Source organism: Streptomyces sp. WG7 (assembly GCF_049975785.1).
Taxonomy (GTDB): Bacteria; Actinomycetota; Actinomycetes; order Streptomycetales; family Streptomycetaceae; genus Streptomyces.
On record NZ_JBNGGE010000037.1, the window covers coordinates 74,833 to 85,036 of the forward strand.

At 74.6% G+C, this 10,204-nt stretch carries 8 protein-coding genes and 1 pseudogene; 2 read left to right on the forward strand and 7 right to left on the reverse strand.

Annotated features, from left to right (window positions below; translation table 11 throughout):
• Positions 1-19: 19 nt before the first annotated feature.
• A complete protein-coding gene (locus ACP4J0_RS28935) occupies positions 20-1,162 on the forward strand; it encodes an aminoglycoside phosphotransferase family protein (RefSeq protein WP_426601669.1) in 1,143 nt (380 codons plus the stop codon).
• A gap of 181 nt (positions 1,163-1,343) precedes the next feature.
• Here ACP4J0_RS28935 and ACP4J0_RS28940 read toward each other — a convergent pair whose 3' ends face one another.
• From ACP4J0_RS28940 to ACP4J0_RS28960, 5 genes and pseudogenes are all read right to left on the reverse strand, one after another.
• Complete coding sequence (locus tag ACP4J0_RS28940) at positions 1,344-1,841, reverse strand: hypothetical protein (RefSeq protein ID WP_426524321.1); 498 nt, start codon at positions 1,839-1,841, stop codon at positions 1,344-1,346.
• Positions 1,842-2,487: 646 nt separating this feature from the next.
• A complete protein-coding gene (locus ACP4J0_RS28945; RefSeq protein WP_426601670.1) occupies positions 2,488-3,393 on the reverse strand; it encodes a universal stress protein in 906 nt (301 codons plus the stop codon).
• Between the two features lie 160 nt (positions 3,394-3,553).
• Positions 3,554-3,796 carry a DUF397 domain-containing protein gene (locus ACP4J0_RS28950; protein ID WP_426521591.1) on the reverse strand — a complete coding sequence of 81 codons (243 nt, stop codon included), beginning with the start codon at positions 3,794-3,796 and terminating at the stop codon, positions 3,554-3,556.
• Positions 3,797-3,939: 143 nt separating this feature from the next.
• Positions 3,940-4,445, reverse strand: a pseudogene (locus ACP4J0_RS28955) (alpha/beta fold hydrolase).
• A gap of 48 nt (positions 4,446-4,493) precedes the next feature.
• A complete protein-coding gene (locus ACP4J0_RS28960) occupies positions 4,494-5,999 on the reverse strand; it encodes an acyl-CoA synthetase (RefSeq protein WP_426601671.1) in 1,506 nt (501 codons plus the stop codon).
• Positions 6,000-6,407: 408 nt separating this feature from the next.
• Here ACP4J0_RS28960 and ACP4J0_RS28965 point away from each other — a divergent pair, with 408 nt between their 5' ends.
• The gene (locus tag ACP4J0_RS28965) at positions 6,408-8,183 is read left to right on the forward strand and encodes a serine hydrolase (RefSeq protein WP_426601672.1); all 1,776 of its coding nucleotides are present in this window, start codon (positions 6,408-6,410) and stop codon (positions 8,181-8,183) included.
• Between the two features lie 27 nt (positions 8,184-8,210).
• Here the strand turns inward: ACP4J0_RS28965 and ACP4J0_RS28970 are convergent, their stop codons facing one another.
• Entirely contained in the window at positions 8,211-8,402 is a 192-nt protein-coding gene (locus ACP4J0_RS28970; RefSeq protein WP_426521595.1) for a DUF2795 domain-containing protein, read from the reverse strand.
• Between the two features lie 92 nt (positions 8,403-8,494).
• A complete protein-coding gene (locus tag ACP4J0_RS28975) occupies positions 8,495-10,072 on the reverse strand; it encodes a phytoene desaturase family protein (protein ID WP_426601673.1) in 1,578 nt (525 codons plus the stop codon).
• Positions 10,073-10,204: the final 132 nt, after the last annotated feature.

The following is a 10,204-nucleotide window of genomic DNA, read 5'->3' on the forward strand; positions in this document are numbered from 1 at the left end:
GAAGGGATCTGTCTCGCCCATGTACGCAGCATCGTCCTCCGTGTCCGCCCCGCAGCGATCGCTGCACCCCCGCCCGGCGGCGGGCGGCGGCCCCTATCTCGCCCCCGCTCGTCCGGCGGCCCCGGTGCTCGGGGCGGGCAGGGCGCGGCGCGGCGCGGGCCCCGGCACGCAGCCACTCAGCGGGAGAATCGACCTGTCCGGCCCTCAGGGCGCCCAACTGCGCACGGCGATCACCTCCGTGCACCGGATCTGCCCGGAGTTCGCCCCGGTCCAGGTGCTGCGCCGCAACGGGCGTTCCGTGCTCCTGGTCGGCACGACCGGGCGCAGCACGGCGGTCGCCAAGTGTTTACTGGACCACTCCCCCGCGTGGGCGGAGCGGATCAGGCACGAGATAGGGGCATACCGCTCGTTCGTCCGGCACCGCCCTCCCGTGCGGGTGCCGAGGCTGATCGCAGCGGACCCGGACAACTGCACGCTGGTGATCGAGCGGATGCCGGGGCGCGTGGCGGCGCTGCAGCGGCACCCGCTGGAAGCCCCGCCGCGGGCGGACATCAGAGCAGCGCTCGGCGCGATCTGCCGGCTCAACGCGTGGCGACCGCCGGCCGGCACCTTCGACGCCCCGCTGGACTACGCGGCCCGGATCTCCCGGTACCACGAGCTGGGACTGCTCACCGACCGGGACCTGGGCGACCTGCAGAAGCTGCTGCACGGTATCGCCCACGCCGGCGGACGCCAGGGCATGGGCCAGTTCTGCCACGGTGACGCGCTGCTGTCCAACGTCCTCATGTCACCGGCCGGTCCAGTGCTGGTGGACTGGGAGCACGCGGGCTGGTACCTCCCCGGCTACGACCTGGCGACGCTGTGGGCGGTCCTCGGTGACGCCCCGGCGGCTCGCCGCCAGATCAGCCAGATCGCCCAGTCGGCGGGGCCCGCCGCGCGTGACGCGTTCCTGGTGAACCTGATGCTGGTGCTGACCCGGGAGATCCGTACCTACGAGACGGCCGTGCAGCGTTCGATGCGTGACACGGCCCCGGTGCCGCAGGCTCCAGCCCACCCGGGTGCCGCGCCGTCCGGCGAGGAACAGCGGCTGCTGCTGCGCCGGCTGCACGACGACTGCCAGATGGCCCGGCGTGCGGTGCGTGCGGCGGTCGGCACGCGCTGAGACGACGGTCGACGGTCCGCGGTGTGCCCATGAAGGGGCGCACCGCGGATTCTGTGTGCCCGGATGCCTGCAGTGGCCGTTGACGCCGGCCGGTGGGGCGAGTGGACGGCCAACCGGTACCCCGGGTCAGAAGGCCTGGTCCCGCACCCCGCGGAAGAACCCGGCGGCGGTGGCCGCCGGGTCAGCCCTGCTGGAACAGCTCCGCCGGAAGCGGCTTCAGCAGGGCGTACAGGTCGTCGGTGATGGGGCGGTCCCAGGCGGCGATGGTCACCAGGACGCCGTCGCTGCGGTCGAACTGCACGCAGGAGATCCGGCTCTCGGAGAGCTTGAGACGGCGCACGATGAGCAGGTTGTCGCCCTGCATCACCGGTACGTCCTCGGCGCCGACGACCGTGATCTCCTCGTCGTTCTCCAGTGCGAGCAGCAGCTGGGCCACCTCGAACGGGATCTCTCCCTCGGGGACCTCACGGGCCGGGGAGCCGGCCGGCAGGTTGCCGATGATCATCGCGGGGCCGCGGCCGCCGAACAGGTCGTAGCGCAGGAAGACGCCCTGGCAGCTGCCGTCGGGCGCGGGCAGCAGGCCCGCGCCCAGGTTCCCGGGCCAGTCGCCGGGGTCCATGGCCAGTACGTCGAAGTCGGGCCCGGCGGGCGTGGCGCTGCGGCGGCGGAGGAACGACATGCCGCCATGGTACGTGGCCGGAGCCCGCGGGCGGCGTGGGGGGGGGGGGGGGGGGGGGGGGGGGGGGGGGCCGCCCCCCCCCCCCCCCCCGGGGGGGGGGGGGCCGGCGGGGGGGGGGGGGGGGGGGGGGGGGGGGCGCCGCCCCCCCCCCCCCCCCCCGCTCGTGCCGTTCGTGTGGCGGGCCGCCCCGGCATGGTTGCGGACAGTGGAGCCGAGGACGACCGGTCCCCCGGGGACGGGGCGGGTCGCCCCCGCCCTCGGCCGAGCCGACGTGACGCCCGGGGCGGCGGGCGCGTGAGCCGGTGGCCGGCAGGCCCGTCCCCCGGCAAGCGCCGACCGACGCGCCCTGCGGGACCTCGCCGCCGCGCACGGCCTCCCGTCCCCCGGCGCGCGCCGGCCGGCGCCCGGTCCCGCGGGTCGAGCCGCGACGCGGACCCTGCCGGCCGGCCCGGGCAGCGTGCGGTGACAGACGGGCCCGGGCCGCCGGTGGCGGGCCCTCACGCTTCGTACGGAGACGGGCGCCGCACCTTTCGTACGGAGACGGGCGCGGCCACCACCGACGGCGTCGGCCCGCAGGCCCGCACCCCGGCTTCTCCGGCCTCACCCTTCCGTCCGGCCTCACTCCTCCCGCTTCACTCCTCCCGCTTCACTCCTCCGGCGGAGCCGGTGGGACCACAGCGACCGGGGCTGCCGCGTGCAGCAGGACGGCCTGGGTGACCGAGCCCATCATGCGGGCCGGGGCCAGCAGGCGTCTGCGGTGGCGGCCGACGACGACCAGCTCGGCGTCGCGGGAGGCGGCGACGAGGTGTCCGGCGGCGTCGCCCGGCGCGACGTACGGTTCGGCGCGGACGTCGGGGTGGCGTTCCCGGTAGGGGGCGAGGAAGCCGTCGGCCAGGACCCGGGTCTCGCTCTCGATGGAGACCTCGTCGATCACCGGGGGCATGATCTGGCCGGCGGCGGCCCAGGTCTGCACCGGCCACGGGTAGGCGGCGACCACCTGGAGGCGGGCGCCGCGCAGCGCGGCCTCGGCGAAGGCGAAGGAGAGCGTGGCGTCGTCGGGGCTGTCCACGTGCAGGCCGACCACCACCCGAGGGCCGGTTTCGGACCGCGCCTCGCCGTGGACCTCGCGGCCGGGGCGGGGCACCACGACGACCGGGCACTCGGCGTCGCGGGCGGCGGCCAGGCCGTTCGAGCCGAGCAGCAGGCTGGCGAAGCCGCCGCGGCCCCGGGAGCCGAGCACCAGCAACTGGGCGTCGGCGCCCAGTTCCGGCACCACGGCGCCCGGTACGCCCTCCATGCCGACGTACTCCGTCGCCACCGCGTAGGCCCGCCCCTGAAGGTGCGCGCGGGCCTGGTCGAGCACCGGGTCCTCCCCGGTGTCCGGCGGACCCGCGACCAGGACGTCGGTCTGTGCCCAGGCGGCGTACTGGCGCACATGCACCACCCGAAGGCGTGCCTCGCGCCGGTGGGCGGTGTCGAGGGCCCAGTCCAGGGCGCGCAGGCTGTCGTCCGAACCGTCGACCGCCGCGATGACCGGCAGGGTGGTGCTCATGGGTTCCTCGCCTCCGGAGTACGACCGTTCCCCCTCGTGGCGTCAGCCTCGCTCAGGCGTCGGCCCGAAAGGGTCCTCCCGGTCGCGTGTCCGGAAAAAGGGGTGCAACACCCCCGGATCGGCCGGACGGACCACCCGGCTCAGCTCCCCGGCAGGTGTTTCACGTGAGGTCGAACTCCCCTTCCCGCGCTCCCGACACGAACGCGCCCCATTCCGCGGGGGTGAAGATCAGGGAGGGGTTGCCCGGGCTGCCGCTGTTCCGCATGGCGATGAACCCCTCGACGAAGGCGATCTGGACATCCCCCAGGCCCCTGCTGCTGGACTGCCACTGCGCGTTGCTGAGATCCAGCTCCGGCTTGACCCAGCCCATGAGCGGGCGCTGGTGGGTGGTGCTCTCGGCCACGTCCGTGCTCCTCCCGGTCTCGTCGTCCGCGGGTCAGCCTAGCGACCGGGTCCGAGTGCCGACAGGCCACGTGACGGGTGCCTTTCGGAAGATCGGCGCCGCCGTTCCCACGCGTCACACACGCCGGTGGGGTCCCGGTGGCCTCAGCGGTGTGCGAGGAACGCGGCGACACACCGTACGAACCACCGCGGATCGTCCGGCCACGGATAGTGCCCGGCGCCCGGCTGGACGGCCACCTCGGCGTGCGGGAGGACGTCGGCGCGGCGGCGGGCGGGTTCCGGACGGGGGCCGCCGCCGAGCTCACCGGCGAGGACGAGGACCCGGGCGGGGCAGCGGGCGAGGGAGTCACCGGACCCGGCCAGCCATGTCCCGAGGGCGTCGATCGCCTTGAGGCCGAGGTGGGCGCGGAGGGCCTCCACGTCGTCCGCGAGCCGGTCGCAGCGGTACGTCGCGGGGTCCGCGGGCACGCCGGAGTCGCTGGTACCACGCAGGTCGAGGAGGACCAGCCTGCGGTGGGCCGTCAGGCCACCGAGGTCGCCCAGGCAGGCGGGGGCCCGCATGGGCCCGCCCGGCAGGACCACCAGCGGGGGCCGTCGCCGCGGACGCGATGGGCGAGTCCGGTCCCGTCGTGGGTGGTGATCGTCGGCATGGCGCCGATCCTCGGCGCTCGCCGCTTCGGCCGCGACGGGTTGCCGGGTCACGAACCGGCGAACCGGTCCCGCAGCTCCCGTTTGAGGATCTTCCCGCTGGCGTTGCGCGGCAGCGCGTCCACGAAGCGGACCCGCTTGGGTGCCTTGAACGCGGTGAGCCTCTCGCGGGCGTGGGCGATCAGTTCGTCCTCCGTGACCTCGCCGCGCGGGACGACGACCGCCGTGACGGCCTCGATCCACCGCTCGTCGGGCAGCCCGATCACGGCGGCCTCGGCGACGGCCTCGTGGGTGTAGAGGGCGTCCTCGACCTGGCGGGAGGCGACCAGTACGCCACCGGAGTTGATGACGTCCTTCACCCGGTCGACGACCGTGAAGTAGCCGTCCGCGTCCCGCACGGCGAGGTCGCCGGAGCGGAACCAGCCGTCGCGGAAGGCCGCTTCGGTTTCCTCGGGTTTGTCCCAGTAGCCGTCGCACAACTGCGGGGAGCGGTAGACGACCTCGCCCAGGGTGCCGTCGGGCACCTCCTTGCCGTCCTCGTCGACGATCCGCGCCTCGACGAACAGCACGGGCCGGCCGCAGGAGTCCATCCGGCCCTCGTGCTCGTCCGGGCCCAGGACGGTGGCGAGGGGGCCGATCTCGCTCTGCCCGAAGCAGTTGTAGAAGGCCAGGTCCGGGAGGCGTTCGCGCAGCCGCTCCAGGACCGGCACGGGCATGATCGACGCCCCGTAGTAGGCCTTGCGCAGGCCGCCGAGGTCGCGGGTGGCGAAGTCGGCGCGGTTCGCGAGGCCGATCCACACGGTGGGCGGCGCGAACAGGCTGTCCACGCGGCCGGCCTCGATCAGGTCGAAGAGCCAGTCGCCGTCGGGCGCGTCGAGGACGATGTTCGTCGCGCCGATCGCGAGGCAGGGCAGCAGGAACACGTGCATCTGCGCCGAGTGGTAGAGGGGCAGCGCGTGCACGGGGCGGTCGCCCGCGCCGAGGTCCAGGGCGGTGATGGCGCTCAGGTACTCGTGCACCAGCGCCCGGTGGGTCATCATCGCGCCCTTGGGCAGGGCGGTGGTGCCCGAGGTGTAGAGCAGTTGCACCAGGTCCTCGCCGCCCGGCTCGGGGCCGTCGTACGCGGGTGCCGTGGCCAGCCGGGCGAGCAGCGAGTCGTCGGCGTCGCGCAGCGGCAGGGTGCGTACGCCGGCGGGGAGCCGGCCGGCGAGATCCGGGTCGGTGAGGACCAGCGTGCTGCCGGACTGGCGGACGATGTAGGCGAGGTCGTCGCCGGTCAGGTTCTGGTTGACCGGGACGTGCACCAGGCCCGCGCGGGCGCAGGCCAGGAAGGCGATCAGGTAGGCGTCGGAGTTGTGCCCGTAGGCGCCGACCCGGTCCCCGGGGGTCGGCCCCTGGTCCAGCAGGACGCTCGCCGCGCGGGAGACGGCGGTGTCGAGTTCCGCGTAGGTCCAGGTGCGGTCGCGGTACTCCACCGCGACGCGCGCCGGGGTGCGCCGGGCGCTGCGCCGCAGCACTCCGTCGACCGTGCTGCCGTGTCCGGGCATCAGCGTCATGACGTGATCCTCGGCCGGTCGGCGGGGCGGGTCAAGACATGGGCGCGCGGCGCCGGAAGTGCCGGGTGCCACCGACACGCGCACAGCCCGGCCGGACCCGGTCACCACCCCGAACACGCTGAACACCGTCGCGCCCGGCTTCGCCGCCGCCGGGTTCGTCGTGGGCGGCGGCACGGAGTCGCCGGGCGTCGCCTCGCGGCACCACGCCGGCCGGACCCGGTTGTTCTCCGCCGGGAGGCGCCGAGCACCACCCCGCGACCCGCCCCGCCCGGCCCCGTGCCGGGCGGGGTCCGGCGGCCCGACTCCGCACGGCCCATTGACACGAACCCGTCACTGACAGGAAAGTTTCACTCCGCACGGAGGTCCAGGAAAGATACTTTCAGCTTCGGTGGCGCGGGAGGCTCTTCGATGGCCGGACAGGCTGCGAGCGGATTCACACGGCGTCAAGTGGGCGCCGGGGCCCTGGCCCTGGGCGGCGCCCTGGCCATCGCCCCGTTCGCGGCCGGGCCGGCCGAGGCCGTCGCGCACAAGGGCCGCCGCCCCACGCTGCGGCGCGGCTCCGCCGAGCGCGCCGGGTTGCTGCCCGGCCACCTGCGTCAGCTCGTGACGGACGCCGAAACGTTTCTCGGCCCCTCGCCCGAGCACCCTTGGTACGCGGGCGCCGTGCTGCTCGCCGGCCGGGGCGGCACGGTGGCCCTGCACGAGCCGATCGGCATGGCGGTGCGCTACCGGGCCTACGACGAGGAGACCGACACCGGTGTCGAGTTCCCGGCCGGACAGCAGATCCCCATGGCCGAGGACACGGTGTTCGACCTCGCGTCGATCTCCAAGCTGTTCACCTCGATCCTCGCGGTGCAGCAGCTGGAACGGGGCGCGCTGGAGCTGGAGGCGCCGGTCGCCTCGTACCTGCCGGACTTCGGGCGGGCCGGCAAGCAGGACGTGACCGTCCGGCAGCTGCTGACGCACACCTCCGGCTTCCGGCCGTGGATCCCGCTGTACAGCGCTCCCACGTACGAGGAGAAGGTCCGGCTCGTCCACGACCAGGAGCCGGTGAGTGCGCCCGGCACGGCGTACCTCTACTCGGACCTGAACATGATCTCGCTCCAGCTGGTGCTGGAGGAGATCACGGGCCGCACCCTGGACGTCCTGCTGCGCGACGAGATCACCGCCCCGCTCGGGCTCGACCGCACCCGCTACAACCCGCCCGCCTCCTGGAGACCGCGGATCGCGGCCACGGAGGACGCCCGGCAGCCCTGGTCCGGTCTCGACCGGGGGCTGGTGTGGGGCGAGGTGCACGACGAGAACGCGTTCAGCCTCGGCGGCGTCGCCGGCCACGCGGGGGTGTTCTCCTGCGCGTGGGACCTGGCGGTACTCGGCCGTACGCTGCTCAACGGCGGCTCCTACGGCCGGGCGCGCATCCTGCGGCCGGAGTCGGTGGAGCTGATGTTCACGGACTTCAACACCGACTTCCCGGGGGACGAGCACGGCCTCGGCTTCGAGCTGTACCAGCACTGGTACATGGGTGCCATGGCCACGCCGCGCACGGCCGGGCACACCGGTTTCACGGGTACGTCGCTGGTGCTCGACCCGACGACCGACTCGTTCCTGGTGGTGCTGGGCAACTCGGTGCACCCGGTGCGCGGTTGGCGCTCCGGGTCGGCTCCCAGGGTCGCGGCCGGCACCAATCTGGCGCGGGCCGTACCGGTGCGACCCGCGCACGGGCGCACGGCGTGGTTCTCCGGGACGGCGGGTTCCTCGACGGCGACGCTCACGCTGCCCGCGCTGGACACGTCCGCCGGCGGGGCGCGGCTGCGCTGCGCCCTGTGGTGGGACACCGAAACCGGGTCGGACGCACTCTTCCTCGAGGCCACGACCGACGGCGGCGGCACCTGGCGGCCCGTCCCGTTCACCACCACGCGCCGCGGCGAGGCGCCCCGGGAGCATCCGGCGGGTTCGGCGACGGGCTGGTCGGGCCGCGTCTGGCACCGGCTGAGCGCCGCCCTCCCGGCCGCCCGCGGACTCACCCTGCGCTGGCGGTACACGACCGACCGGCTGTACGTGGGACGCGGGGCATACGTCGACGGGCTGCGCGCCGAGGCGGCCGGCGACGTGCTGTTCCACGACGCGCGCCCCGCGGACGCGGCGCGGATCGAGGCGGTGGGGTGGACGGCGTCGGCCGACTAGGACCGGGCGGTCGTACGCCTGTGTGCGTCAGTCGTTGAAGACGGCCTTCTGCACCTCGTTCGGCCCGTCGAAGCTGTTCTCCTTGAGGCCGTCGAGACGGCTCACGACCTTGTCGTCGGCCTTGTTCTTGCGTGCGCAGTCGACGAGCGACTTCTTGTCGGCCGGGTAGTCCATGCCGCTGAGGGCCTTCTGCAGGTCGATGGGGCTGAGGTCCGCCATGGCAGGCTCCTTGTCGTGCGGGTGACAGGTACGGAATTTCCGTTATGTCGCGGTACCCAGCCCCGCCCGACGCATGCGCCGTCAGTTCGCCGTCAGTGCGTCGTCCGTTCCAGCACCGCCATCGCCGCGTTGTGCCCCGGCACCCCGCTGACCCCTCCCCCGCGCACCGCGCCCGCGCCGCACAGCAGGACGTTCGCCTGCCCGGTCTCCACGCCCCAGCGTCCGGTGCCCGCCCCGGCGTGGGGCCAGGTCAGGTCGCGGTGGAAGATGTGGCCGCCGGGCAGGCGCAGGTCGCGTTCCAGGTCGAGCGGTGACCGGGCCTCGACGCAGGGCCGCCCGTCGGCGTCGGTCGCCAGGCAGTCCGCGAGGGGCTCGGCCAGGTGGGCGTCGAGCTGGGCGAGGGTCGACTTCAGCAGTTCCTCGCGGACGGCGTCGTTGTCCCGGGCGAAGAGGCGGGCGGGCGTGTGCAGGCCGAACAGGGTGAGCGTGTGCATACCCCTCGCGGCGAGGTCCGGGGCGAGGATCGTGGGGTCGGTCAGCGAGTGGCAGTAGATCTCGGAGGGTGGAGCGGCGGGCAGTTCGCCGGCCGCGGCCCGGGCGTGCGCGGTGGCCAGTTGCTCGTAGCCCTCCGCGATGTGGAAGGTCCCGGCGAAGGCCTCACGCGGGTCGGCCGCGGGGTCGCGCAGCGCGGGCAGCCGCGTCAGCAGCATGTTGACCTTGAGCTGGGCGCCCTCGGCGGGCGGGGGCGGTGCCTGCCCGGTGAGCGCCGCCAGTTCCCGCGGGGAGGCGTTCACCAGGACGTGGCGGGCGGCGGCCACGCCCTCGCCGTCGGCCGAGCGGTAGGTGACCTCGGCGGCTCGCCCGTCCGTGTCGATCCGCACCGCCTCGTGCCCGGTGGCGAGCACGGCACCCGCCGCGCGCGCCGCGCCGGCCAGTGCGTCGGTGAGGGCGCCCATGCCGCCGACCGGCACGTCCCAGGCACCGGTGCCGCCGCCGATCACGTGGTAGAGGAAGCAGCGGTTCTGACTCAGGGAGGGCTCGTGGGCGTCGGCGAAGGTGCCGATCAGGGCGTCGGTGAGGACCACTCCCCGTACCAGGTCGTCCGCGAAGTGCTCCTCGATCGCGACGCCGATCGGCTCCTCGAACAGGGCCCGCCAGGCGTCCTCGTCGTCGACCCTGCGGCGCAGCTCGTCCCGGGTGGGCAGCGGCTCGGTGAGGGTCGGGAAGACCCGCCGGGCGACGCGGCCGGTCATGGCGTAGAACCGCCGCCAGGCCGTGTACTCCCGCTCCGAGCCGGTGAGCCGGGCGAACGACTCACGCGTCCGCCGCTCGGCCCCGCCGACGAGGAGGCCGGTGGGCCGGCCGTCCCGTTCGACGGGCGTGTAGGAGGAGACGGTGCGCCCGCGCACCCGGAAGTCCAGGTCCAGGTCCCGCACGATCTTCTTCGGCAACAGGCTGACCAGGTACGAGTACCGCGACAGCCGTGCGTCGACCCCGGCGAACGGCCGCGTGGACACGGCCGCGCCCCCGGTGTGGTCCAGACGTTCCAGCACCAGCACGGAACGGCCGGCGCGGGCCAGGTAGGCGGCGGCGACCAGACCGTTGTGGCCACCGCCGACGATGACGGCGTCGTAGTGGCGGGATGCGCGGGGCGCGGTGGGCGGCGTCATGGCTCTTGGTAACACGGGCCCGCGGGGAGCGGCCAGAGGTGCGGCGGGGCGGGTGGCCGGCCGGTGGCCGGGCCACGTGCGACGCCCCGAGCCGGCGGGCGAGCGGCGGCGGGGCGCCGGCCCGGTCGGCCA

Excerpts from the sequence above, each read along its gene's own strand:
- ACP4J0_RS28935 (WP_426601669.1), top strand. The coding sequence starts at position 20 with ATGTACGCAGCATCGTCCTCCGTGTCCGCCCCGCAGCGATCGCTGCAC.
- ACP4J0_RS28940 (WP_426524321.1), bottom strand. The coding sequence starts at position 1,841 with ATGTCGTTCCTCCGCCGCCGCAGCGCCACGCCCGCCGGGCCCGACTTC.
- ACP4J0_RS28945 (WP_426601670.1), bottom strand. The coding sequence starts at position 3,393 with ATGAGCACCACCCTGCCGGTCATCGCGGCGGTCGACGGTTCGGACGAC.
- ACP4J0_RS28960 (WP_426601671.1), bottom strand. The coding sequence starts at position 5,999 with ATGACGCTGATGCCCGGACACGGCAGCACGGTCGACGGAGTGCTGCGG.
- ACP4J0_RS28965 (WP_426601672.1), top strand. The coding sequence starts at position 6,408 with ATGGCCGGACAGGCTGCGAGCGGATTCACACGGCGTCAAGTGGGCGCC.
- ACP4J0_RS28970 (WP_426521595.1), bottom strand. The coding sequence starts at position 8,402 with ATGGCGGACCTCAGCCCCATCGACCTGCAGAAGGCCCTCAGCGGCATG.
- ACP4J0_RS28975 (WP_426601673.1), bottom strand. The coding sequence starts at position 10,072 with ATGACGCCGCCCACCGCGCCCCGCGCATCCCGCCACTACGACGCCGTC.